The sequence below is a fragment of the Acetobacter aceti NBRC 14818 genome (genome assembly GCF_000193495.2).
GTDB lineage: Bacteria > Pseudomonadota > Alphaproteobacteria > Acetobacterales > Acetobacteraceae > Acetobacter > Acetobacter aceti.
Genome location: NZ_AP023410.1, coordinates 2,696,882 through 2,719,718, shown reverse-complemented (window position 1 = coordinate 2,719,718; position 22,837 = coordinate 2,696,882). Strand labels below are relative to the sequence as shown.

Here is a 22,837-nt window from a genome sequence, read left to right as displayed (position 1 = left end):
TGCCCTTGACCCGCCAAAGGCTGTGCCTTTGGAAACCGGTAGTAAATCGGGATCAAAGGGACTGTGTCCCTTTGTGGGGTGCGGGGCAAAGCCCCGTAAAATCGCAAACAACCCTGACGTATAAAGAAGCGGGACGATATTCATTCTCCTCCCTCCTCACGCGCTGTGCTCCACTCCGTCACACGGGCAAGCTGGGCATAGTCCGCAAAACGCGGCGGTTTACCGGGATGAGGGTGCGAAAGATAAGGCTGCGCCTTGCTGTCATACGCGATCACACGCTGACGCAGACTTTCCCAGGCCTGCTGGGCAAGCTCGGCAAGGCTGATCTCCTTGCTCTTCACGACCGTCTCAGACCCCGGTTCCGCACCACCAGTCAGACGCCAGTAGATCAGTTCGCCCACCTCAGAATTGCTGCTCTCATCAGTAGAAAAATGCTTCGTGGCTTCCGGAAACGCACCTAGCGTCAGCATGGCGGCCTCAAGCGGAAGCTGCGGACTCCACCCGGCAATCACTTCCTTCGTGGAAGGCACCGTGCCGGTCTTGTAATCGAGCAGCGCCATTTTCCCGTCATCAAACAGATCAATACGATCAGCCCGCCCTGTCAGCGTGAATGGTCCGCCGGGCGTGTCTGCGATGGTGGCGCGACCTTTGGCTTCCGTCAGAATGGCGCGTGGCGAAGCGCTTTGGCGGCGGCCTGCTTCGGCCTGCGCGACCCAGTCGGCGATACGGAGCAGACGGGGCCGCCACCATGAAGCCAGAGCCGGACGCAGGCTGGCGGCATCCAGACTGTCGAGAAACGCCTTACGCAGGGATGTCTCGGGATCACGTGGCCACTCTGCACCATGTTTCTGAAACCATGCGTCCAGCGCACCGTGAACGAGCATACCGTAATCGGACGCATCGACGGACTGTTCCAGCGGATCGAGCGGACGCAGATTCAGGACATGTTTGGCATAGATGGCGTACGGATCACGCATCCATGTCTCAATCTCGGTGACACTCAGGCGACGGGGCCGCTTGTTGACAGCCGGGCGGGGCTCGGGAGCCACTACCGGTTGGGCTGCACCGACCGGACGGTCGATCTGTGACAGCCATGACTGCGCCGGATGCTCCACCAGTTGCTGCCCGCGCCCAGCAAGGAAAGCGTCCAGACGTACCAGCCAGCGGGCCGGCACTGCGGGCGCGCCTTCACGACGGCCCGGTGTGGATAATACAATCTCGGCAGCGGACGACAGGCAGGATGCAAAATCATGCGCCGCCTGCCCGATAGCCTGCTCAGGCGAAGGCAACCCGACACGCGCCCGCATGGGACGACTGAGCCAAGGGCCGGGATCAGTGGCTGGTGGCCAGACGCCCTCGACCAGACCACCCAGCACCATGAGATCGACGGTCTGAAGACGCGCCTCGGTCAGACCCCAGATAAACACGCGGGGATGCAGCGTGATGGTCGTCTCGCCCCGCCCCCTCAACGCACGCCGACTCTGCACGCGCTCTTCGGTAAAGACGGCGGCCAGTAGTCCGTCGAGCACGGCCCATGGTTGGGGCGGCAGCACATCCGTGGCCGTCAGCAGATCGGAGAAACGGCGACCAAGAGCATTGCCGTCCTCGCCACGCCAGAGTTTTTCCGCACCCGGCGTATCATCTGTGGTGGTAAGCGCCTCGGCAGCCTTCAGCAGCGCTGTAAGCTGCTCTGGCAGAGTCCGCTCCTCGCGCGCACTTTCCAGCGCCGGTGCAAGGCAGCGCTCAATAGCCGTCAGAAACAGATCGAGAGGCTGCGGTTCATCAGGCCGATCTGCCGACGCGCCATCGAGAGAAGCCCCTTCCATCTTCTGCTTTTCTTCCAGATGTCGCCGTAGGCCTTCGATGCCCGGCGCAGGTGCCGGGCCACGCAGCAGCCTCCGCTCCAGCAGACGAGCGGATGCACGCGCAGTACCGGACGACATGCCGCACGCAACCAGCGGATGTTTCAGCAAAGCCAGCAGCGCGACAGGCGCAAGATTCTGATCCACGGCCTGCGCCAGCAAACGCAACAACACGGCAGCGGGCGTGGTGATGAGCAGTTCGCCCGCACTATCGTCCGCAAGGATGCCCCACCGGGCCAGTTCCGCCGCAACCCTTCCCGCCAGCGCCCGATCCGGCGTCACCAAGGCGACTCTTTTGTTCTTCTGCTCGATCCCTGCCCGCAGAATCAGCGCAATGGCGGCAGCCTCCTCCTGCTGGTCAGCGCTGGCAAGACGATACAAACCGGCACACTCGCCACGTTCAGAATTAGCCGCCCAGTCCGACAAGGCAGCGGCGGGCAGGAGAGCCCGTGCGATGGTGTGAGTGCGGGCGGCGAGAACAGAGCGATTCTCGTCATCAGAAAGAACCGAAGCCCAGGTCTCCACATCATCCCGTCGGGAATCGAGACTGGCCAGAAGCCGGGAGAGACCCGCCTGCGGGTGACCATCCGGAAGCGTGGCGAACGTCTCGTCGTCCATCTCCCGATCAAGACCGGGGACGATCAGTCGTCCGTGTGGGTGCAGCAGCACGCCTCGCAACGCATTGACTGTGGACGGCAGCGCATCGGTGAAGCCAACAGCCCAGAGCCGCGCCGTTCCATCGACCTGATGCGCCCAGTAATTCGCCTGCGCGTCCAGCAACGCGATCTGACGCGCGACCGGATTCATCATCCCCTCCTCACGCAACCAGTCAGGCCAAACGCGGGTAATGATGCTGAGGAACCTGAGAGTCGCCTGCCAGTGCGTGGCGAAATTCTCATCGACGGCATCGGGCAGTGTCTCGGCGAGATCGATACCCGAACGCTCGGCCTCATCCATCAGATCAGCGAGCGCCCGCGCCAGAGGCCACGCCTGATCCAGCATCGGTCGGGTGCCGAAAGCCGTTTCCGCCTGAAGCACTAGTCGCGTGAGGATGGCGAGCCGCCGCATGGGTGGCACGGCCGGAGGCAACAGCAGGGCGTCCGGACTGGCAAGCGCCGTTTCCGCCTCATCCAGACCGCCGATGGGAATGATACGAGGCAAAAGGATTGCCCGTCCGTCCGCCTGCCGCAGAAAGGCTTCCGTCAGGGCGCGGGCAGCGCGACGACCTGGCAGAACAAGCGTGCCATCGCCGATCCGCTCGGGGTCTTCCTCCACGCCTGCGGTCCAGCGAGCGGCAATTTCGTCAAGAAAGCGCAGATGAGCAGGAATGGTGGCGAGACCGGGAGCGGAAAAAGCGTTCATCAGAGAAGGATGATCCGTCAGAAAGAGTGCTGCAAGGGTGCCGCTGTCCCGTTCACAGACGGTCTGCCCAGCCCGCCAGAACAGCCTCACGGGGCTGGTCTTCCGCATCGGGGTCCTGCCCGGTGGCAGGGCGTGGTTTCAGCGTGACATGTAGGGCGTCGGGCGGCGTAAGATCTTCCAGACGCTCAGGCCATTCAACCAGCACGATGCCTGTGCGGGCGTCGTCCCATCCCAGCTCCTCCAGCGCTTCTGGCCCCTGCAACCGCCAGAGATCGAAGTGTGATACTTCACCCATTGGCGAGTCATAGGGCTGGACCAGCGTAAAAGTGGGACTGGGAACATCCAGCGTCGGATCGTTGCAGAGGGTGCGCAGAAAGGCTCGGGCGAAAACACTTTTTCCTGCGCCGAGAGAGCCTGAAAGCAGAATGGCGTCACCGGAACGGGTCAGACCAGCCAGCCTGCGGGCAAGAGCCTCGGTCTCGGACCGGGTATTCAGCATCAGGTTACGGGTGGTCATGAACGAAATCCGGGCGATTACAGGAAAGGGAAGAAACTCACTATTTCCTGTGTCTCTGGCGTCCTGTCACGATCTTTCTTTTGGGCAGATAGAGTGAGCTTACGAGAACCTGACTGCAGTGCGCTGGTATTCTCAGTCTGTTTTCTTCTGGGTCGCCCGACGCATGGCCAGATCATCCAGCATGGCCTGTTCCTTTTTCTGCGCCAGTTCCTGCTGCTCCTTGGCCTTCATTTCCGCCAGTTTTTCAGCGGCTTCGAGTGCTGACCGGGCCATATTGACCCGTGTGCGACAGGACTCCACCTCCATGGAGGCGTCCTGTTCACTCAGACGCGCCTTGTCGAGAGCCGCCCGACCGATCGGCAACCAGCGAGAGTAAGCTTCGACCACCTGATCGTCAGCCGAAAAGTCCAGCGCCAGATCTCTCTCGCGGACCATGTTCTGCTCCGCTGCTTTCACGGCGTCAGAAGCCATCATGGCCCGCGCCAGTGCTTCCGAAAGCAGTTTCTTGGCTTCATCAAGCTCCTGTTTTCTGATTTTCAGAAGGGAATCAAGCGGGGAAGAAGACATTGGATGGTTCTCGGTCTGTCTGGGGTTGCGTTAAACGATCAGGAAACGGCTCTGGTGGCCGCGACCGAGTTTTCCTGGACGGGTACTTCAGCAAGAGCCTCTCTCAATGCGGCAAAGCTCTGTTCCAGCGTGAAGCGTTCATGGCGCCCCTGTGAAAGAACGGCTTCAATGGCTGGCCGAAGTTTGATGGCTTCATCGACGGCCGCATCCGCTCCGGGGCGGTAGGCTCCAAGGCGGATCATGTCGGCCATCTCGGCATAGGTGGCCAGAATGGCGCGGGCACGACGGGTCAGCGCATTTTCATCAGCGGAATTGCAACCCGGAACGGTACGCGACAGTGAACGCAGAATGTCGATGGCGGGATAACGCCCCGTTTCCGCGATGCGCCGGTCCAGCACCAAATGTCCGTCCAGAATGCCACGCACAGCGTCGGCCACCGGTTCGTTCTGATCATCACCTTCCACGAGTACTGAAAAGAGCGCGGAAATCTGCCCGGCGGACCCATCCGGACGCACGATACCGGGTCCGGCCCGTTCCAGCAGGCGCGGCAGCTCCGCGAAGACCGAAGGAGGATAGCCTCGCGTCGCCGGAGGTTCGCCCACCGAAAGGCCGATTTCACGCAGCGCCTGACAGAATCGGGTCACGCTATCCATCAGCAGAAGCGCGGATTTACCTTCATCACGAAAATACTCGGCGACGGTCAGCGCCGCATAGGCTGCTTCCCGTCGCATGAGCGGGGGCGAATCCGAGGTCGCGACGATGACAACGGAACGAGCGAGTCCCTCAGGCCCCAGATCGTCCTCGACAAATTCACGCACCTCCCTGCCACGCTCGCCGACAAGGGAAATCACAGCCACGTCACAGGCCGTATTCCGGGCCAGCATCGACATCAGCGTGGATTTGCCCACGCCTGACCCGGCGAAAAGCCCGAGTCTCTGCCCTTCCCGGCAGGTCGTGAAGAGGTTCATGGCACGGACACCAAGGTCGATTCTCGGTCCCAGACGGGCGCGCAGAGTCGCATCCGGAGGCGCTGTACGCACCGGGCGCGGCACAGGACCCGGCGGCAAGGGGCCCTTACCATCGAGAGGACGCCCGAGAGGATCAATGATTCGCCCGATCCATCCATCCGAGACAGGCAGGCTACCGCCCGGTTTCGGAGCCCGTGACCCGATAAAGACGGGAAACTGGACCTCGCTTCCGCTTGCCAGTCCATCAAGACTTCCAAACGCCATGGCATGCGCGTGGCTACCTGAGAATCCTATGATTTCCGCGGGAATTGCCGAGCCGTTCCGCCGCATCAGGAACACCCGGTCACCGACTGACGCCAGACTTCCAAGCCCCGTAACTGTCACGGCGAGACCGGACAGCGATGTGATTCGCCCGGTCGCAACCGCGGCAGGTATACTCGCACAGGTTGCATTAACCTGTGTGAGGAAATCCGGTTTCATAAGATTTCTCCGGTTAAGACCATTCAGATCAGGGGTTTCTGGCACAAATAGATAAAAAAAAAGACAATTTACGTGTTTATGACGGTTAACAAGAATCTTTATACAATCTTTACGTGAAATTTTCGTAGACCAATACAACCCAAGGTGGTAACTAATAATCAACAACGAACCAAGGGTTTCCATCATGCGTGTTCTGCTCGTTGAAGACGATCTTTCCTCTGTCGGTGAAATCACCCAGATCATGAAAGGGGCCGGTTTTACGGTTGATCATGTCCAATCCGGCGAAGAAGCCGTGGAGATGCTCCGGCACTACGATTATGATCTTGCCGTTCTGGAACTGATGCTCTCCGATATCGAGGGATATGAGGTTGTTCGTCGGGCCCGTGCAGCGCGCGTCACAACCCCGATGGTGGTTCTGTCCGGCCTGACGCGCCCGCAGGCAAAGGTGAAGGCCTTCTCCATCGGTGCGGACGACTACATGACGAAACCCTTCGATCCCGATGAACTGGTTGCACGGATGCAGGCCATTCTGCGCCGCTCCAAGGGCTTCAGTGAACCGACCCTGCGTGTGGGACCGCTCAAGCTCAGCCTCGACAGCCGCGAAGTCATGGTGAACGAGTCTCCTGTTCATCTGACGGGTAAGGAATATGCCATTCTGGAACTGCTCGTCCTGCGCAAGGGGATGGTTCTGACCAAGGATGCGTTTCTGAATCATCTTTATGGCGGCATGGATGAACCGGAGATGAAAATCATCGATGTTTTCATCTGCAAGCTGCGGAAAAAGCTGCAGGCGGCAGGCGCAGGCAACCTCATCACCACCGTCTGGGGCCGGGGTTATATGCTGCGCGAGCAGTTCCAGCGTCTGGAAACGAACGAAGCACCCTCACCGGTCGAGCAACAGGAAACCGTCGCAGCCTGAGTATTCAGTTCAATCAGAACGTCGCATGTGACAGAGTGCTTTCTGCTTCCAAGAGACCGGAAAACACTCTGTCAGGTTTTCAGATACTTCCGTTCAGGCAGTCCAGTTCGCGGCGATCGTGATGCCGTGATCCAAAGGCCCTGCCCCATGCCCATACCCCGGCGCATGAGTAATCGCACCAATCAGATAAGCCCGCGCTTCCTTTACGGCGTCTCTCAGGGAACGCCCCTGCGCCAGCCGTGTCGCAATCGCGCTGGCCAATGTACAGCCGGTTCCGTGCGTATGCCGGGTATCAATGCGCTGGGACGTAAAGATCTCGACCGTCTCACCATCCACCAGAACGTCAGCAAGATGAGGGCCTTTCATATGCCCTCCCTTCACCAACACTGCTGGCACACCTTTGCCACGCAGGGCGTGCCCTGCGTCGATCATGTCCTGCTCGGTCTCAATCCGCACTCCAAGAAGCGCTTCAGCTTCGGGGATGTTTGGGGTCAGAAGCGTGCAGAGCGGCAGAAGGGAATCGATCAGCGCCGATATTGCCTCCGGAACAAGAAGCGCCGCGCCACCCTTCGCAATCATGACGGGATCCAGAACGAAAGGGATCTTCCGATAACGGCTGATTTCTTCCGCCACCACATGAATGCTTTCAGCCCGGCCAAGCATCCCGGTCTTGAACGCATCCGCGCCGATATCTTCCAGCACGCACCGAATCTGGGTTCTGAGAAACTCGGGCGGCACATCAAGAATATCGACCACACCCATCGTGTTCTGGGCGGTCAGAGCCGCAATCGCCGTCATGGCAAAACCATCAAGGGCAGTAATCGCCTTGATATCCGCCTGGATGCCGGCCCCTCCGCCGGAGTCGCTACCCGCTATGCTGAGGATCCGTCCGCGCATGATCAGGCCGCCACGTGGGCTGAGTTGATGGCGTCACACATGGCGTTCACGGCCTGCTGCACATCCGATTCGTGCTCGGCCTCCACCATCACGCGCACCAGCGGTTCGGTTCCGCTTTCACGCAGGACCAGGCGACCTTTCTGACCAAGCTGCGCCACAACATCATCCCGGGCGGCCTGCACTTCCGGCAGATGCAGGGGGCTTGCTCCAGAAAAACGGATATTTTTCAGAAGCTGTGGATACGGCGAAAAGACCCGGCAGACCTCGCTGGCCGGACGTCCGTCCTCGATCAGCACGGCCAGAACCTGAAGAGCAGCCAGCAAGCCATCTCCGGTGGTCGCAAAGTCTGACAGAACCACATGCCCTGACTGTTCGCCGCCGACATTGGCTCCGTTTTCACGCATCCGCTCGACCACATAACGATCGCCCACAGACGTGCGCTCCAGCTTCAGGCCGCCATCCGCCAGAAAACGCTCAAGCCCCATGTTGGACATGACCGTGGCCACGACAGAAGACGTCGCCAGTCGCCCGGCCTTGGCCCATGACCGGGCAATCAGCCCAAGAATCTGGTCACCGTCAATCAAGTGTCCGGTTTCATCGACCAGCAACATCCGATCGGCATCACCATCCAGCGCAATGCCAAGATCGGCCCCGTGTCGGACAACGGCCTCGCAAAGCCCCTGCGGATGAGTGGAGCCACACCCTTCGTTAATGTTCACACCGTCAGGATCACAACCCAGACGGATGACTTCCGCGCCCAGCTCCCAGATAGCCGCTGGCGCCACACGGTAGGCCGCACCGTTCGCACAATCGATGACGATCTTCAGCCCATCAAGACGGCAGCCCTTGGGAAGAGAGGCCTTGGCGTGCTCGATATACCGACCCGCCGCATCATTCAGACGCGAGGCACGACCAATCTCCGCAGGTGATGCAAGCTGAGACGACAGGTCCGTCATCATCAGCGCTTCGACCGTGGTTTCTTCCTGGTCGGAGAGCTTGAATCCATCCGGTCCAAACAGCTTGATGCCATTGTCGCTGAAAGGATTGTGCGAAGCGGAAATCATGACGCCCAGATCAGCGCGGAGAGAGCGCGTCAGCATGGCGATGGCGGGCGTCGGCATCGGACCGACAAGGGTCACATCCATACCCGCTGACAGGAAGCCGGCCACAAGCGCACATTCGATCATGTAGCCTGAAAGGCGCGTGTCCTTGCCGACCACCACGCGGTGACGGTGACTTCCTCGACGGAAATGCAGCCCGGCAGCCTGACCAAGCTTCTGAGCAATCTCCACAGTCATGGGAGAGGTGTTCGCTTTCCCGCGGATGCCGTCGGTCCCGAAAAACTGTCGTGTCTTGCTCATGCCGTGCCTGAAATCGCCTGCGTAAGTCGCTGTGGGAACGGAATACCCGTTCATTTCTGTCTTCTTTACCCTTCCCCTTCGGCCGGGGCCAGAGGGAGAAAGGATCACTTCAGGCTTCAGGAATTTTCGCAACCCGGATCGTGTTGGTCGATCCGCTGATCCCGAACGGCACTCCGGCGGTGATGACAATCGTGTCGCCCGGCGCACCGACATGACTCTTGAGCGCCGCCTCCAGCGCCGTCGACACCATGGCTTCCGTGTCCCGAACCTGCTTGTCGGCAGGCGTAACAAAGGACTGGACACCCCAGACCAGAACCAGCCGCCGGGCCGTTGCAATGGTCGGCGTCAATCCGAGAACACGGGCGATCGGGCGCTCACGGGCAATGCGCAGGGCGGTCGGTCCCGCATGCGTGTAGGCCACGATGGCCGAAGCCGCCAATGTCGTGGCGACCTGCTGAGCGGCGTGGGCAATGGCGTCGGCAATATAATGCTCGGGAGCGAGGCGACTGGCCTGCATGATCATGCGCCAGCCCTCATCCGATTCCACCTGTTCCAGAATCCGGTTCATGATCGTGACGGCTTCACACGGATACTGACCGGCTGCGGACTCGGCGGACAGCATCACGGCGTCCGCACCATCAAACACGGCTGTCGCAACATCAGACGCTTCTGCACGCGTGGGTGTCGGAGCCGAAATCATGCTTTCCAGCATCTGCGTCGCCACGATCACCGGTTTACCGAGCAGACGAGCCTCACGGATGATCCGTTTCTGCGCCAGAGGCACGACCTCCGGCGGCAGCTCCACGCCAAGATCGCCTCGCGCCACCATGACGGCATCGGAGGCGTCGAGAATGGCCGACAGATTGTCCAACGCCTGCGGTTTTTCCAGCTTCGACACCAGCCAGGCCCGCCCTCGCACCAGACTCCGTGCTTCCAGAACATCTTCCGGGCGCTGCACGAAGGACAGAGCGATAAAGTCCGCCCCCATCTCTAATGCGAAAGCGAGATCGTCCCGATCTTTGGTGGTCAGGGCAGGAATGGGCAGCACAAGATCCGGGACATTTACCCCCTTGTGGTTGCTGAGCGGACCACCGACCAGAACTTCAGTTTCCAGAAAATCGTCGCCAACCTTTCTGATGACAAGCTTCAGCTTGCCGTCATCCAGAAGAAGAACCGAGCCTTCCTTCGCCACGGAAATGATTTCCCGATGAGGCAAATTGACCCGGGACGCGTCGCCCGGTGTTTCACTGAGATCCAGACGGAACGGCCTGCCCGTTTCCAGCAGAACTTTCCCATCAGCAAAACGCCCCACGCGCAGCTTTGGTCCTTGCATGTCGGCGAGGACACCGAGAGGACGGCCGATTTCCTGCTCGACCTCCCGTACGATCCGGTAACGGGCCGCATGATCGTCATGAGTGCCGTGGGAAAAATTGAACCGGAAAACATCTGCCCCAGCGAGGGCAAGGCTTCTGATCACCTCATGCGTCGATGAGGACGGTCCAAGTGTGGCCACGATCTTTGTGCGACACTGAGCGACGACCATGAGTGCAGTCTCCTGTTGTGAGCCGGATGTCCCGAGACTGACTCAACGAAGCTGACCTGTCATCCGATCACCGTGCCTCCGTCCCTTCGGGACAAAAAAAGGTGATCATAGGCTCAGGACGGCGGATAGGCCTCATCCGGGCCGATTCCCCACATCTGGGCGCGGTGAACCCAACCCTCGTAACGCTGCACGGAAACCTTGCACCACGATGAGCCGGACGCGCAGGCCTTGATGGTGCCGACCGTACCCGGCGTCAGCACGGCCACAGCGGCGGACTCATCATCAGCCGATGAGTGGAGGATAACCGCACCGGGCAGCTTCGCCACATCCGCGCTGGTGGAGACACGGCTGATGATCTTGGATTCCGTGTGACGGTTGGCGGCTGGCGCTTCAGCTTTCGCCGGCTCGGCTTTTGGCGCTTCGGGCTTCTGTTCGTCCGATTTCGCTCCGGTAGAGACATCCGGCGCAGGTTTGGCTGCGGTTTCCGCTGAAGGCGCTGCTGTGCCCGGCGGGTATGGAATCACAAAGTCACGTGAGCCAATGAGCGTGGCCTGATGCACCCAACCTTTTACCCCGTCAGCGTCTTCGACCAGACGCCAGACGTCGAACTCACGCTCGATCTGAACGGGCAGACCTCGGCGATGATAGACCCACTGGATGGGATAACGCTGGCCCGGACCGGCGCGCATGTTTACATCATCCGCGCGCAGGGCCGCGAAACGGGGCAACGGAAGACCGGTATTGCTGCCCTTCGTCGGATCCTGCCCGTTGGCGTTGGAGCCGCCCGGCGCTCCTTCAGGTGAAGCTGGTTGCGTCTGATCGCCATCGGTGGGTACGGGCACCGGCACAGGACGGGCCGGTTCAGCTGGCGCGCCGTGAACGGCGTGCTTTGTCGGATGGGCTTTATGCGCCACCCTGCTTTTGTGAGACGTTTCTTCCTTAGCCGCCGTCTCATGCTTCTTGTGATGAGATGCTGCGGCCGAGCCGTGCGCTTTCACCTCGGCATCATGGTGGCTTTTCTGCGTCTTGTCCGCATGCGCCCCCGTATGAGTCGCCTTTTTGCCGGCCTTATGGGCGGCGGTGGCGTCACCTTTGTGGTGATGCGCGGGCTGATCCGATGTGGCGGCCTGCGCAACGGCAGTCACCGACAAGGTTGCGGCCGCGGTCATAAGGGTCGCGGCAACGCGCAGAGGGATGGATGCTTTCATGCCCGCATCCGTGCCAAGAGCTGAGCCGGTCGGCAAGTGGGTTCATGGATTCCCGTCACAGAAATACCCTGATGCAATGTGGGCCGGTCGCGGCCAGCCAGAATCGCCTGATCGCGCGAAGAAAAACAGACACCCGTCATCACCACAGAGGGAGAGCCGACAGGCTTCTAGAAAGTAACCAGTTTATACCCGGCGGAAAGATCGAGAAAAGTAGGCATTCCAATCACTTCGACTTCTTCGACCAGATCAGCCTCAGTCTTTCCGGTGCGTCGGAGTCCGGTTTCACACACAAGCAGTCTGGCGTTCATGGAGAGAAGCGCATCCCGCAGCGTGGCGAGCGTTGCAACGCCCTGCATGGAAAGCTGGCGTTCTTCTTTTTCCCATACGATTTCCGACTCCCGGCACAGGGCAAGAACACCGGGGCCGGTTGCAAAGATGATCACGGACCGGTTCAGTGCGAGCGCCGAGGCCGCCAGCATGAAAGCCGCGTGCAGCCGGTTGAAATCGTTGTCGCAGAGAAGAAAAGCGAAATCCTTCTCAAATGTGTGTTCAGTCATGTCTTTCCTGCTTGCCGCAGACCGGGCAGTCCGGATCCCTTGGAATGGTGATGGTCGTGAACCGCGTCGTCAGCGCATCCCAGAGCAACAGTCTGCCTGCCAGGGATTCGCCGAGGTCCAGTAACTCCTTCAACGCTTCTGTCGCCTGAAGCGTTCCAAGGACGCCCGTTACCGCACCAAAAATACCCGCATCGCCACAGCTCGGAGCCGACCCATCCTCACCGGCGCGCGGAAACAGACATTCGTAACAGGGGCCACCCAGATGGGGCCGGAATGTTGAGAGCTGGCCGTCAAACCGGAGCACTGCGGCGGACACGAGCGTCTTGCGCTGCTGCACGCAGGCGACGTTGACCAGATAACGCGTCTCGAAATTATCGCACCCGTCGCAGACAAGATCATAACGGGCGACAAGGTCAGCGACATTCTCAGCCGTCAGCCGTGTTTCATGCGTCTCAATACAGATCTCGGGGTTGAGCGCTTCGAGGGTCTGACGGGCAGAGGCCGCCTTGCTCATCCCAACGCGATCGGTGGTGTGCAGGATCTGCCTCTGAAGGTTGGAGAGCTCAACCCGGTCATGATCAATGATGCCGATCCGGCCGACACCCGCCGCCGCCAGATAACAGGCGGCAGGCGACCCCAGCCCTCCGGCGCCGACAATCAGAACGGAGGCGTTGCGCAGACGCACCTGTCCCGTGCCTCCGATTTCCGGCAGCAGGATGTGGCGCGAATATCGCTGTATTTCGTTTTCCGTCAGATCGAGAGGCATGGGTCTTTCCGGTCGCGCTGGATAATCGCCAAACAGAATGAGATCACTTTTTCGTGATATCCATCATTGTAGTCAAACCGTAACTGCATAACTGCATTGCGTATGATATCATCCCTACCATGAATAGCAGGAGCGTCGCCATGCACACCGCAGACACAACACCCCACTCTGATGCCTGGGCCTGCCCCGCGCGGAAGCGGGCGCGTGTGATCTGTCTGGCTTCGCTCGCGGCTTCCCTGGCTCTTTACGTGATGTCCCCTTTCATGACGCTCTGGACGATTGCCGGTGCTGTTTCCAATCACGACATGGTCGCGCTCGGACACACGATCAACTGGTCGTCTCTCGATGCGTCGATCAAGGAGCAGGTGCTGAACGGGCTCAATATCGGTCAGGTCAACGAAGTGTCTGACGAACTGCCGGAATTCGGGTCTTCCTTCGCCGCGAATATCGTCTCCAATGCCGTTGATACACGGGTAACGCAGGACAATCTGGGCAAGGTGGTCGATCAGGCCATGGCGTCCAGCCCTGCGCCGATCAACAGTGGTACCGTTTTCTCCGCCGTCAGCCATGCGCTGGTACGCTTCACGGCAGCCAACAGCTTTGAGGCGCAGGTTGTGCTTCCGGGTCATGAAAACGAAACCCCGTTGCGGGTCCAGCTTCGTATCGAACGCTGGCAGTGGAAACTGACCCGCGTGGATTTCCCGACTGCGGTCCATCGTCCGGTCATGGAAGCTTCGGTCATACAGCACAAGGCCTGAGAAATCCGGCACGTTTGGATGAGTTGCCACCTCTAGAGGTGATGTGAAAGGCGCTGCGCCTGTTAGTAGAGCAGCAGTCACAGTGCCGAAAACAGCCCGCCAGATGCCATCAAAAACCCCCGAACCGTTCAGCCGGTCGGGGGTTTTTCTGTTTTAGTCTGCCTGTCTCAGACCGGCGGCGGCAGGTCTTCTTCCAGCAGGATGATATTGATGGCGTAGGACACTTCGCCCTCATCATCGTCACGATGAATGGTGCCGATCACTTCGCCGTCCACAGCCAGTTCTACCGATAGGCCCGGACGCGGCGGAGCGTTGACGCTCAGCCCCTTGGCCCCGAGCAGACGGCGCAGGGTGGTTTGAAGGCGTGAAATCTCACTTGTCGAAATATTGCTCATTGAAGGCATCTCCCGGAAGATGGTGGGCGGTCTGTATGGCTGAAAGGTCGCCGACTTCACTTGGTCGGTTGCAGGTTCGGACACAACCGCCTCCCGCGGTAAGTGGCACGCTAATAGGCATAGCCGCCTCCTCCTGCAACTCCCACATGAGGATTGTGTGAATGTAATAGTGTCTTCACACACGGCAGGACATGTCCGGAAAACGATGATACCGGGTTTCCCTCCATGAAAGCATGGGCGGAATTCTGAATCACATTGCCTGGCACTCTACCCAACTCAAGCTTCACGGGACACCATGACCGGACTGCGGGACAGGACAGGAAGAAGGCTGGCGACCGGTCAGTCATCTCTGTTGCGAACCGCAGCCGGTGGCGCTAGCGGTGACAGGCGGCAAGAGCCTATATGGCATTTGGGAGCCTCTCTCTTTATTCCCTGAAGCTCTCTATTTCCCATTTGATACAACAATCCAGACCATGAGACATTTTCCCAAAACGATCCTATCCACCCATTCAGACAGTACCACGCACGCTGTGCATCCGTCCGTTATCCTGTGGACACAGTGTCTGGCTGCGGCCTTGATCTGTGGTCTGTTATCAGGGTGTGCGGATGATCATGGCAAAGGAGACATGCACGCTGCCGTTTCCGACTGTTTTGCAAAATATCCTTTTGCAAAAGGAACGGCCTATCAACGTTTCAACTGCATCTATCAGGCGCACTTCCATTATGGACCAGCGGCGATGGGACCGCAGTATAACCTGCTTCTGCAAATCGATCTGGCGTCCCTGAAGGTCGGGAAGGACGTAGATTCAGGCATTCTGACACCGGAAGAAGGCAGGAGGGCCCTGCACTGGGTTACGGACAAGGCCTATTTGCAGGCATCCCAACCGGCATGGGCTGCGACGCAGCCGAAAAGAAACTGATAAAGTTACATAAAGAAAAAAGGGAATGTCGCCTGAGCAACACTCCCTCTCTTCAGTACAAGCCAGACTTGATCAAAGTGGCGTTTTACTGGGGCCGCGGCACAATAGCGGGCGCCGTGGAATCCTTCTCCGTATTCAGCACAGCATTGCCGGATTGCTTGGAATAAGTCGCAGAGGTGGACTGCTGCGGCGTTCTGGGGGAGTGGAAAGCAGAAACGCCAAAGAGACCACCAGCAGAGCTCCGCATTGTGCCTTCCGGCTGACGGGCACACCCACGGGTGATGATGGAACAGACACCATCCGTGCCGATCATTTCATCATTGTTACCGGTGTAATGCACGTCGGACACACGATCATTGTCCAGACGGATCACGGCAGTACAGCCGGTACCACCGCCGCCACCGAGTGTGTTCACGAGTGTCGAAATATCACCAACCGGAATAAGGGTGGACCCGCCATAGCTCGGCGCAGGCTTCGTGCCTGTAAAGGTCAGGATCTGCGTCGTGTCATTGAGCTGCTTGGTGCTCGCCGGCAGGCCCGCGCAGGCCTGCAGATCGTAGGACGTCATCCCGATCATCGTGAGCTGTGCTTTATGCGCCGCTCGTGAATCAAAATACCCGCAACCACTTAAACTGACAGAGAGTGAGGCAACCGCAAAAAAACCCCAAATACCACTCTTCATTTCTTCGACTATCCTCACACCGTGTCAAAAACGTTTCAAGCAAAACGCGCAGACTTACTATGGTACTGTGTTCTTCCCTTGCAATGCAAGGTGTCGGGGATGACCAGACAGCGCTCTGCTTTTGATGAGAGTAGTGTGTGTTCTTTCTTATTTAGTGTGCGTGGAGAGGAACGAGGTGAAACAATCTGGCTCCGAAACCATATTTGCAATGTCTGTTTGCCAGGGCCCCGGGGACTGCTTGCAACACACCCGTGGCCTGAAGAGGCCTGCCAAAGAGCATTTTTCTACGTAGTCTCGCCCCTGAAACTCCTCATGCCCCAGATCGATGCCCCAGATCGGCCCATAACTCCTTCCTGGCCAAAAATCGGGAGGCTCCTCTTGTCTTGCCTTTTTCCCCCCATCATACACTACTGGCATTGACGTCCTTTAATGTGTTGTCTGAGACCTTGGGCCATCCTGCAAAATGCGCCCTGAGGTCAAAGGAGAATTTGCCGATCATGTTGCTTCCGTCCCGTCATCAGGTGCTAGCCTGCTCTTCTCTCGTCGTTTCGCTTTTCACGCTGAGCGCCTGCATGAACCCAGGTCAGCCGCCCGCGCCTCCTTTGCCAGCTCTGGCACAGGTCGCGCCCTTTACTGCTGCGGACACAAGCCTTGCCTCCAAGATCAATGATGTGGATCTGACCCACATTGCGCTGGCCAATCTCGCCAAGACCAACGCCGCCCGTAACGATATCGCGTCACTCAGTGCGACGATCGTAAAAGATCTGACGGACAACCATACCAAGCTGACCGCACAGGCCACAGCCGGCAAAGCAACGCTGGCCACGAAACCCTCTGCCCAGAGCCAGAAGGTCATTACCCAGATGCAACATCTGCACGGCGCTGCATTTGACAGAGCGTATGCGCGCTATCTTGCAAGCAGCACAAAAACCACAAGCGCTGTGATTGATGCCGACTGCGCCAAATCCACAAACGCGGATCTGGTGAAACTTGCAACCGACCTCAAAACAAAACTTCTCAGTTACGAAGCCCAGGTCAAATAATCACTGCGTCAGACATGCCGCCCGCTTCAATACGGGCGGCATAATGCTGAACTCAGGCCTCCGAGCCAGAACATGATGGCTGACGTGTCAGTGCTCGGCAGCGCACCATCATTAGCTGCTCTTCGCAGCAGTAAAACGGTCGGTTTCCCAACCTATCCAAGCATCTGCCCGATGACTCGCGCTGTGTAATCGATAACGGGAATGATCCTGCCGTAATTGATCCGTGTCGGGCCAATGACCCCAATAGCCCCTACGATCCGCCGGGCCTCGTTGCGCGCAGGTGCTACAACCATCGACATGCCGGACGCTCCAAACAGACCACTCTCCGAGCCGATAAAGATACGGACACCGTCAGAATTCTCGGCCAGTTCGAGCAGACGCAGCATGGCGTCCTGCTTTTCCAGCCGCTCGAACAGACGCTGAATGGTCGAAAGTCGCTCAATCTCCGTAATATCGGTCAGCAGATTGCCCTGCCCCCGGATGATCAGCGTGCCCCCTCGCCCCTCGTTGCTCCAGGTCGCAAGACCGCTGGCCACCACTTCCGTGGCGAGCTGATCGAGCTGGGTCTGATCCGCCTCCATCTCATCATTCACACGCGACCTGAGTTCGACGAGAGTCCGACCGGTCAGGCGAGCATTCAGATAGTTCGCAGCTTCCGTCAGCGTGGAAGGCGGCATCCCTGCCGGGGTTTCAATCACTCTGTTCTCAACCTGCCCGTCAGCACCGACCAGCACCACAAGCGCACGATTCCCACCAAGGGCGACAAATTCGATATGCTTGATTGCTCCCTCGCTTTTGGGCGCAATGATGAGACTGGCGGCCTGCGAGAGACCTGACAGCAGCGACGACGCCTCCGTCAGGGTGTCTTCCAGCGAACGTCCGCGCATTTCCAGCGTGCTGGAGATGGACTCACGCTCCTCATCACTGAGATTGCCGAACTGAAGCAGCCCATCGACAAACAGACGCAGTCCTTTTTCGGTCGGCAGACGTCCGGCTGAAGTGTGCGGTGAAAACAGCAGGCCGGCATCCGTCAGATCGGCCATCACGCTGCGGATCGTCGCAGGAGAGAGGCCAAGAGGCAGACGATGAGACAGCGTCCGGCTGCCGACCGGATCACCTGTCTCCAGATAATGCTCCACCAGCTCGCGCAGGATGGTGGCTGAGCGTGAATTCAGACCGGAGGCTGCTCCAAGGAGCTCAATGGAGCGGCCAAACGTCAGGCCGGATTTTTCGTTGGAGCCGGAGATGGAAGGGGCGCCTTTCTGCTGAAGAATTTTCAAGAGAGTCTGCTGTGTGACGGGTGGTGAGGCAAGAGGTTTCCGTATGTCCTGCTTCTGGAATGCGCGCAGGTTGCGGTGACAACCCTTTACGTACCTCAAAACGCGGCAAGATCGCACAAGGTTCATGCATCTGGAGGCCGTGGAACGTGATGGTTGCGCTTTATCAAAGAGCGAAGAGAATGGGGCATGGCTGCGCCTTGCGGGAGCGGGTAACAGATCTCATCCCGCTGTGGCACGTTGCATAAGCGACGGTTACGCCCGTCATCCCGGATTCACGAACACGGAGAGTCTTCATGACACAGGCATCTGTTACAGAAACGACCACCATTCGTGGGCTTAAACACCCTGTCTCACGCATAGCACTCGGCACATGGGCCATTGGCGGATGGATGTGGGGCGGTCCGGATGACAAGAACGCCATTGCCACCATTCAGGAAGCCGTTGATCTGGGGATCACGCTGATCGACACGGCCCCTGTCTATGGCTTTGGACACTCGGAAGAGATTGTGGGACAGGCCCTTGCCGGACGGCGCGAGAAGGTGGCGATCGCAACCAAGGTCGGTCTGGACTGGAAAGAAGACCACAAACCGTTCCGCAATACGTCACCGGCGCGCATCCGCAAGGAAATTGAGGACTCGCTGCGTCGTCTGCGCACCGATTACATCGACCTGTATCAGGTCCACTGGCCGGATTCTGCCGTGCCTATGGAGGAGACGGCCCGCACGCTCGAAGATCTGGTCAAGGAAGGTAAGGTTCTGGCGCTTGGTGTCAGCAACTTCACCATTGCCGAGATGGAGGCGTTCCGTTCAGCCGCGCCGCTGTCCGCTGTGCAGCCGCCTTACAATCTGTTTGAACGCGACATGGAGCGGGATATCCTGCCGTATGCACGCCAGCACGATCTGACCATCCTGGCTTATGGCCCGCTCTGTCGTGGCCTGTTGTCGGGCAAGATGACAGCAGAGACCAAATTTGGTTCTGATGATCTGCGGAGTGCTGATCCCAAGTTCCAGTCACCCCGCTTTGCCCAGTATCTGGAAGCCGTGCGCCAGTTGCAGGATTTTGCACGTGAGAAACACGGCAAGTCACTTCTGGCGCTGGCCATTCGCTGGGTGCTCGATCAGGGGCCGACGATTGCTTTGTGGGGCGCACGTCGTCCGGACCAGATTGCAGCGGTCGCGGATGCAATGGGCTGGCATCTGAGCGCTGATGATCTGCGTGAAATAGATACGATCCTCAAGACCTGCATCACGGATCCGGTCGGTCCGGAATTCATGGCGCCTCCGGGTCGCTGATACAGCGTCCATCAGGTAAGAATCCTCTTTTCCCTCTTCATTGCAGGAAGGATCTGGAGGAGGTTACCTGATGACCGGCCAAAGCCTATCAGAACCGGGTCATCAACACTGCGGAGATTGCATGAGCGCACACTTACCACTGAAACAGGGCAGCCGTCTGGTTCTTGCCAGCCACAACAAGGGCAAGCTGGCCGAGTTCGCTGCTCTTCTTGCGCCTTACGGGGTGGAAGTCGTGTCTGCAGGCGAACTCAATCTGCCCGAACCTGACGAGACGGCCCTGACGTTTGAAGGCAACGCCCGCATCAAGGCGGAAGCCGCGGCAAAGGCGACAGGCCTGCCTGCGCTCGCGGATGATTCCGGTCTCTGCGTTTCCGCTCTGGGCGGTGCGCCGGGGATTTATTCCGCACGCTGGGCTGGGCCGGACAAGGATTTCGCTGGCGCGATGCAGCGCATTGAGAAAGGCATCGACGGCGACGAACGGGAAGCGTGGTTTATTTCCGTGCTGTGCCTCGCCTTCCCTGACAGTATGACCGAATGTTTTGAAGGCCGCATCGACGGCACCATTGCGCCTGAGCCTCGTGGCGCTGCCGGGCACGGTTATGATCCGATCTTTGTGCCGGAAGGAGAAACACGGACCTTCGCCGAGATGAGTGATGCGGAGAAGAACGCCATCAGCCACCGGGCGCGCGCTTTTGAAGCGTTCCGGAAAGAGTGTCTGGGGTAAGGTTGTTGTAGCAGGGCTCTGCCCTGCACCCGGAAGGGATCACAGATACCTTCACCCGTTTTTATTCTAACAAGTTGGGATCAAAGGGACTGTGTCCCTTTGTGGGGTTCGGGGCAAAGCCCTGAAAAGCTTCAGAAGGCATCGTCCCATTCAAATAAGGACGATGCCCTGAAACCTACTGCGCTACAGCTTCTTTCTGCCGGCGCGCTTCAATGTCTTCTTTCATGTGGGCCTGCACCTTCTCGAAAGCCCGCACTTCGATCTGACGCACGCGCTCGCGTGAAATGCCGTAATGCTGAGCCAACTCTTCCAGCGTGACAGGCTCATCTTTCAGACGACGCTCTTCGAAAATGTGACGCTCACGATCATTGAGCGACGCCATCGCACTGGAGAGCAGAGCCTGACGGTCTGACAGTTCTTCATGCTCGCCGAGCATGTCTTCCTGATTGTCGCCATCATCGACGAGCCAGTCCTGCCACTCACCATCCCCGTCACTGCGAAGAGGCGCGTTCAGACTGTGATCGCCCGCCGCCAAACGACGGTTCATCGCCACAACATCCTGCTCAGGCACACCGAGCGTCTTGGCGATATGATCGACCTGCTCCGGCGCCAGATCACCATCATCAATGGCTTTCATCTCGCCCTTGAGACGACGCAGATTGAAGAACAGCTTCTTCTGGGCGGAAGTGGTGCCCATCTTCACCAGTGACCAGCTGTGAAGGATGTACTCTTGAATCGCCGCGCGAATCCACCACATGGCGTAAGTGGCCAAGCGGAAGCCGCGCTCCGGATCAAACCGGCGAACGGCCTGCATCATGCCAACATTGCCTTCGCTGATCAGTTCGTTCAGCGGCAGGCCATAGCCACGGTAGCCAAAAGCGATCTTGGCGACGAGACGGAGGTGAGATGTGACCAGCTTATGGGCAGCCTTTACATCGCCCTTGTCACGCCAGCGGCGGGAAAGAGAGGCTTCTTCTTCTGGTGACAGAAGCGGATATTTACGGATTTCCTGAAGATAGCGGGAAAGGCTGGCGTCAGGTCCGAGGGTTAGGGAGGGTGATGCCATGGAGAAATCTCCTTCATCCCGGTCACTGGCCTATCCTATCCGACTTACGGAAAGATTGAACGTCGGATTGAGCGGCCTGTGATATCGGGCGACGCAGGGAGTGGATTTAATGTGTCCCCGGCGAACTCCCCCCATTCGGGCAGAAGAAACCGGGACATCCATTCCGGCGGCCTCATTGGCGCGTCGAAAAGATAGGAACTGTCTAAAGTAAATACCCAAAAAAGTCAAGATTAACAAAAAATTATGTTAGTTAATCACTCCCCAGTATTCTTTCAAGAGTCATGAAATCTTCTGGTGGTGACGTTTCGAAGAGCAACTTCTCTCCGGTTGCGGGATGTGTGAATCCCAGCCGGGCCGCATGGAGCGCCTGTCTAGGAAAATCCAGCGCTGCATCGCGTGCATCAACGGGGCATGTTTTCGCAATCGCAGGAATACGCCGCAGATAGAGCGGATCACCCATCAGTGGATGACCGTTGGCGGAAAAATGAACCCTGATCTGGTGCGTGCGCCCCGTGGCGAGACGACACTCCACCAGCGCAGCATATGTGCCGAACGCCTTCAGCACGGTGTAGCGGGTCAGGGCTGTTTTGCCGCCGCTCCCCACCAGCGCCATGCGTTTACGGTCTCGTTTGTCGCGCCCGATATTGCCCTCATATTCGCCTTTGGTAGGCGACGGCACACCCCAGCATAAGGCGAGATAGGCGCGGTCGATCCGTCTGGCTGCAAAATCCTCTGACAGCGCACGATGCGCCCTCTCGGTCTTGGCTGCGACCATCAGGCCTGACGTATCCTTGTCGAGTCTGTGCACGATTCCCGGACGCCGCTCACCCCCGATCCCGACGAGACTTTCACCACAATGCGCGACAAGGGCGTTTACGAGGGTACCGGTTTCATTGCCGGGCGCGGGATGGACCACAAGCCCGGCCGGTTTATCGAGAACGATCAGATCATCATCCTCGTAAAGGATGGGAAAGCTTATGGCTTCGCCGACCGGTATGGCGGGTGCCGGCGCTGGAATATCCAGAATAAGTTCCACACCTGTGCGGACAGGCTCGGCCGGTTCACGCAGGCAGAGACCGTTACGGGTCAGACGTCCCTCATCGATCAGGTTTTTGATGCGGGAGCGGGACAGGTCCGGAAAGCAGGCCGTCAGCACGCGATCCGTGCGCTGACCGGCGAATTCCTCGGTGATGATCAGGCTGCGTGGCCCGTGGCTTGAAACTGTCATGGGTGTCATTTACAGGCCGATGGTATCAACTGGGAAGGAATGACGGCATGGAGCAGAGCACTTTCGCACGGCGAGGGCTGTTTGCGGCCGTCATCGGCATGGGAATCCTGATTATTCTGGGTGTCGGCGCGCTGGTGGCGATCATCATTCACCGCATGTCGCACCCGCGCGTGCCGGTTGCCGCACCTGCTGGCATTTCCATGCCGGTTACAGCGACAGCCATACAGCCTCAGACTTTTGTTCTGCATGAACCAGCAGGTACCCGGATCGAGCAGATTGCTTGGTCAAATGGCGCCGTTATGGCGGTGCGCCTGAGTGGTGGAGGGCCGGATCGGGTCGTTCTATGGGATACGACTTCCGGACGTTCCGTCGGAGAGCTCAATCTCGCGCAGTGATTGATCACTCGGACTGATTATTTTTTAGCAGAATACTTGTGTTGGTA

The 22,837-nt window shown here is 58.8% G+C and carries 22 protein-coding genes; 7 read left to right on the top strand and 15 right to left on the bottom strand.

Annotation, left to right across the window (positions count from 1 at the left end):
• Nucleotides 1-140: 140 nt before the first annotated feature.
• The 4 genes from addB to fliI form a co-directional block, all read right to left on the bottom strand.
• Nucleotides 141-3,224, bottom strand: a complete 3,084-nt coding sequence (gene addB, locus EMQ_RS12490) for a double-strand break repair protein AddB (RefSeq protein WP_031941642.1) — start codon at nucleotides 3,222-3,224, stop codon at nucleotides 141-143.
• Between the two features lie 52 nt (nucleotides 3,225-3,276).
• A complete protein-coding gene (gene tsaE, locus EMQ_RS12485) occupies nucleotides 3,277-3,741 on the bottom strand; it encodes a tRNA (adenosine(37)-N6)-threonylcarbamoyltransferase complex ATPase subunit type 1 TsaE (RefSeq protein ID WP_010667802.1) in 465 nt (154 codons plus the stop codon).
• A gap of 132 nt (nucleotides 3,742-3,873) precedes the next feature.
• Complete coding sequence (locus EMQ_RS12480) at nucleotides 3,874-4,308, bottom strand: flagellar FliJ family protein (protein WP_010667801.1); 435 nt, start codon at nucleotides 4,306-4,308, stop codon at nucleotides 3,874-3,876.
• 38 nt (nucleotides 4,309-4,346) lie between these two features.
• Nucleotides 4,347-5,756 (bottom strand): flagellar protein export ATPase FliI, encoded by a 1,410-nt coding sequence (fliI, locus tag EMQ_RS12475; protein ID WP_010667800.1) that lies wholly within the window; start codon nucleotides 5,754-5,756, stop codon nucleotides 4,347-4,349.
• Nucleotides 5,757-5,940: 184 nt separating this feature from the next.
• Here fliI and EMQ_RS12470 point away from each other — a divergent pair, with 184 nt between their 5' ends.
• Complete coding sequence (locus EMQ_RS12470; protein WP_010667799.1) at nucleotides 5,941-6,675, top strand: response regulator transcription factor; 735 nt, start codon at nucleotides 5,941-5,943, stop codon at nucleotides 6,673-6,675.
• 93 nt (nucleotides 6,676-6,768) lie between these two features.
• Here the strand turns inward: EMQ_RS12470 and thiD are convergent, their stop codons facing one another.
• The 6 genes from thiD to EMQ_RS12440 form a co-directional block, all read right to left on the bottom strand.
• On the bottom strand, nucleotides 6,769-7,572 hold the full coding sequence (thiD, locus tag EMQ_RS12465) for a bifunctional hydroxymethylpyrimidine kinase/phosphomethylpyrimidine kinase (RefSeq protein WP_018307913.1): 804 nt from the start codon (nucleotides 7,570-7,572) through the stop codon (nucleotides 6,769-6,771).
• A 2-nt stretch (nucleotides 7,573-7,574) separates the two neighbouring features.
• Nucleotides 7,575-8,933: a phosphoglucosamine mutase gene (gene glmM, locus EMQ_RS12460; protein ID WP_026200039.1), complete on the bottom strand. Its 1,359-nt coding sequence runs from the start codon at nucleotides 8,931-8,933 to the stop codon at nucleotides 7,575-7,577.
• Nucleotides 8,934-9,042: 109 nt separating this feature from the next.
• The gene (pyk, locus tag EMQ_RS12455; protein ID WP_010667232.1) at nucleotides 9,043-10,476 is read right to left on the bottom strand and encodes a pyruvate kinase; all 1,434 of its coding nucleotides are present in this window, start codon (nucleotides 10,474-10,476) and stop codon (nucleotides 9,043-9,045) included.
• Between the two features lie 113 nt (nucleotides 10,477-10,589).
• On the bottom strand, nucleotides 10,590-11,684 hold the full coding sequence (locus EMQ_RS12450; RefSeq protein ID WP_231367929.1) for an SH3 domain-containing protein: 1,095 nt from the start codon (nucleotides 11,682-11,684) through the stop codon (nucleotides 10,590-10,592).
• A gap of 167 nt (nucleotides 11,685-11,851) precedes the next feature.
• A complete protein-coding gene (locus EMQ_RS12445; RefSeq protein WP_010667234.1) occupies nucleotides 11,852-12,241 on the bottom strand; it encodes a DsrE family protein in 390 nt (129 codons plus the stop codon).
• Nucleotides 12,234-13,007 carry a HesA/MoeB/ThiF family protein gene (locus tag EMQ_RS12440; protein ID WP_010667235.1) on the bottom strand — a complete coding sequence of 258 codons (774 nt, stop codon included), beginning with the start codon at nucleotides 13,005-13,007 and terminating at the stop codon, nucleotides 12,234-12,236. Before EMQ_RS12440 ends, EMQ_RS12445 begins: the two co-directional genes overlap by 8 nt.
• 140 nt (nucleotides 13,008-13,147) lie before the next feature.
• Here EMQ_RS12440 and EMQ_RS12435 point away from each other — a divergent pair, with 140 nt between their 5' ends.
• Nucleotides 13,148-13,765, top strand: a complete 618-nt coding sequence (locus EMQ_RS12435; protein WP_010667236.1) for a DUF2939 domain-containing protein — start codon at nucleotides 13,148-13,150, stop codon at nucleotides 13,763-13,765.
• A 167-nt stretch (nucleotides 13,766-13,932) separates the two neighbouring features.
• Here the strand turns inward: EMQ_RS12435 and EMQ_RS12430 are convergent, their stop codons facing one another.
• The gene (locus EMQ_RS12430) at nucleotides 13,933-14,160 is read right to left on the bottom strand and encodes a DUF3126 family protein (RefSeq protein ID WP_010667237.1); all 228 of its coding nucleotides are present in this window, start codon (nucleotides 14,158-14,160) and stop codon (nucleotides 13,933-13,935) included.
• Nucleotides 14,161-14,786: 626 nt separating this feature from the next.
• Between EMQ_RS12430 and EMQ_RS12425 the strand changes: the two genes are divergently transcribed.
• Nucleotides 14,787-15,080: a hypothetical protein gene (locus tag EMQ_RS12425; RefSeq protein ID WP_010667238.1), complete on the top strand. Its 294-nt coding sequence runs from the start codon at nucleotides 14,787-14,789 to the stop codon at nucleotides 15,078-15,080.
• Between the two features lie 85 nt (nucleotides 15,081-15,165).
• On the opposite strand, the gene EMQ_RS12420 is transcribed toward EMQ_RS12425, so the two are convergent.
• Nucleotides 15,166-15,657 (bottom strand): hypothetical protein, encoded by a 492-nt coding sequence (locus EMQ_RS12420; protein ID WP_010667239.1) that lies wholly within the window; start codon nucleotides 15,655-15,657, stop codon nucleotides 15,166-15,168.
• Between the two features lie 602 nt (nucleotides 15,658-16,259).
• On the opposite strand from EMQ_RS12420, the gene EMQ_RS12415 reads away from it, so the two are divergent.
• Nucleotides 16,260-16,805: a DUF4142 domain-containing protein gene (locus EMQ_RS12415; protein WP_010667242.1), complete on the top strand. Its 546-nt coding sequence runs from the start codon at nucleotides 16,260-16,262 to the stop codon at nucleotides 16,803-16,805.
• 152 nt (nucleotides 16,806-16,957) lie between these two features.
• On the opposite strand, the gene hrcA is transcribed toward EMQ_RS12415, so the two are convergent.
• The gene (gene hrcA, locus EMQ_RS12410) at nucleotides 16,958-18,025 is read right to left on the bottom strand and encodes a heat-inducible transcriptional repressor HrcA (protein WP_048874178.1); all 1,068 of its coding nucleotides are present in this window, start codon (nucleotides 18,023-18,025) and stop codon (nucleotides 16,958-16,960) included.
• Between the two features lie 353 nt (nucleotides 18,026-18,378).
• Between hrcA and EMQ_RS12405 the strand changes: the two genes are divergently transcribed.
• Both EMQ_RS12405 and rdgB read left to right on the top strand, forming a co-directional pair.
• Nucleotides 18,379-19,377, top strand: a complete 999-nt coding sequence (locus EMQ_RS12405) for an aldo/keto reductase (RefSeq protein ID WP_010667244.1) — start codon at nucleotides 18,379-18,381, stop codon at nucleotides 19,375-19,377.
• A gap of 121 nt (nucleotides 19,378-19,498) precedes the next feature.
• Entirely contained in the window at nucleotides 19,499-20,101 is a 603-nt protein-coding gene (gene rdgB / locus EMQ_RS12400; RefSeq protein WP_010667245.1) for an RdgB/HAM1 family non-canonical purine NTP pyrophosphatase, read from the top strand.
• Between the two features lie 175 nt (nucleotides 20,102-20,276).
• Here rdgB and rpoH read toward each other — a convergent pair whose 3' ends face one another.
• The gene (gene rpoH / locus EMQ_RS12395; RefSeq protein WP_010669247.1) at nucleotides 20,277-21,167 is read right to left on the bottom strand and encodes an RNA polymerase sigma factor RpoH; all 891 of its coding nucleotides are present in this window, start codon (nucleotides 21,165-21,167) and stop codon (nucleotides 20,277-20,279) included.
• A 250-nt stretch (nucleotides 21,168-21,417) separates the two neighbouring features.
• The gene (locus tag EMQ_RS12390; protein ID WP_010667277.1) at nucleotides 21,418-22,395 is read right to left on the bottom strand and encodes an RluA family pseudouridine synthase; all 978 of its coding nucleotides are present in this window, start codon (nucleotides 22,393-22,395) and stop codon (nucleotides 21,418-21,420) included.
• A gap of 47 nt (nucleotides 22,396-22,442) precedes the next feature.
• Between EMQ_RS12390 and EMQ_RS12385 the strand changes: the two genes are divergently transcribed.
• Nucleotides 22,443-22,790 carry a hypothetical protein gene (locus EMQ_RS12385; protein ID WP_010667276.1) on the top strand — a complete coding sequence of 116 codons (348 nt, stop codon included), beginning with the start codon at nucleotides 22,443-22,445 and terminating at the stop codon, nucleotides 22,788-22,790.
• The last annotated feature ends 47 nt before the right edge of the window (nucleotides 22,791-22,837 follow it).

What these genes read in the sequence shown, in the direction of transcription:
- EMQ_RS12480 (WP_010667801.1), bottom strand. Translation starts at nt 4,308, where the DNA reads ATGTCTTCTTCCCCGCTTGATTCCCTTCTGAAAATCAGAAAACAGGAG.
- rdgB (WP_010667245.1), top strand. Translation starts at nt 19,499, where the DNA reads ATGAGCGCACACTTACCACTGAAACAGGGCAGCCGTCTGGTTCTTGCC.
- rpoH (WP_010669247.1), bottom strand. Translation starts at nt 21,167, where the DNA reads ATGGCATCACCCTCCCTAACCCTCGGACCTGACGCCAGCCTTTCCCGC.
- EMQ_RS12385 (WP_010667276.1), top strand. Translation starts at nt 22,443, where the DNA reads ATGGAGCAGAGCACTTTCGCACGGCGAGGGCTGTTTGCGGCCGTCATC.
- EMQ_RS12470 (WP_010667799.1), top strand. Translation starts at nt 5,941, where the DNA reads ATGCGTGTTCTGCTCGTTGAAGACGATCTTTCCTCTGTCGGTGAAATC.
- pyk (WP_010667232.1), bottom strand. Translation starts at nt 10,476, where the DNA reads ATGGTCGTCGCTCAGTGTCGCACAAAGATCGTGGCCACACTTGGACCG.
- EMQ_RS12415 (WP_010667242.1), top strand. Translation starts at nt 16,260, where the DNA reads ATGTTGCTTCCGTCCCGTCATCAGGTGCTAGCCTGCTCTTCTCTCGTC.
- EMQ_RS12425 (WP_010667238.1), top strand. Translation starts at nt 14,787, where the DNA reads ATGCACGCTGCCGTTTCCGACTGTTTTGCAAAATATCCTTTTGCAAAA.
- addB (WP_031941642.1), bottom strand. Translation starts at nt 3,224, where the DNA reads ATGAACGCTTTTTCCGCTCCCGGTCTCGCCACCATTCCTGCTCATCTG.
- EMQ_RS12405 (WP_010667244.1), top strand. Translation starts at nt 18,379, where the DNA reads ATGACACAGGCATCTGTTACAGAAACGACCACCATTCGTGGGCTTAAA.
- EMQ_RS12420 (WP_010667239.1), bottom strand. Translation starts at nt 15,657, where the DNA reads ATGATCGGGATGACGTCCTACGATCTGCAGGCCTGCGCGGGCCTGCCG.
- EMQ_RS12445 (WP_010667234.1), bottom strand. Translation starts at nt 12,241, where the DNA reads ATGACTGAACACACATTTGAGAAGGATTTCGCTTTTCTTCTCTGCGAC.
- EMQ_RS12440 (WP_010667235.1), bottom strand. Translation starts at nt 13,007, where the DNA reads ATGCCTCTCGATCTGACGGAAAACGAAATACAGCGATATTCGCGCCAC.
- thiD (WP_018307913.1), bottom strand. Translation starts at nt 7,572, where the DNA reads ATGCGCGGACGGATCCTCAGCATAGCGGGTAGCGACTCCGGCGGAGGG.
- glmM (WP_026200039.1), bottom strand. Translation starts at nt 8,933, where the DNA reads ATGAGCAAGACACGACAGTTTTTCGGGACCGACGGCATCCGCGGGAAA.
- EMQ_RS12430 (WP_010667237.1), bottom strand. Translation starts at nt 14,160, where the DNA reads ATGAGCAATATTTCGACAAGTGAGATTTCACGCCTTCAAACCACCCTG.
- EMQ_RS12390 (WP_010667277.1), bottom strand. Translation starts at nt 22,395, where the DNA reads ATGACAGTTTCAAGCCACGGGCCACGCAGCCTGATCATCACCGAGGAA.
- EMQ_RS12435 (WP_010667236.1), top strand. Translation starts at nt 13,148, where the DNA reads ATGCACACCGCAGACACAACACCCCACTCTGATGCCTGGGCCTGCCCC.
- fliI (WP_010667800.1), bottom strand. Translation starts at nt 5,756, where the DNA reads ATGAAACCGGATTTCCTCACACAGGTTAATGCAACCTGTGCGAGTATA.
- tsaE (WP_010667802.1), bottom strand. Translation starts at nt 3,741, where the DNA reads ATGACCACCCGTAACCTGATGCTGAATACCCGGTCCGAGACCGAGGCT.
- EMQ_RS12450 (WP_231367929.1), bottom strand. Translation starts at nt 11,684, where the DNA reads ATGAAAGCATCCATCCCTCTGCGCGTTGCCGCGACCCTTATGACCGCG.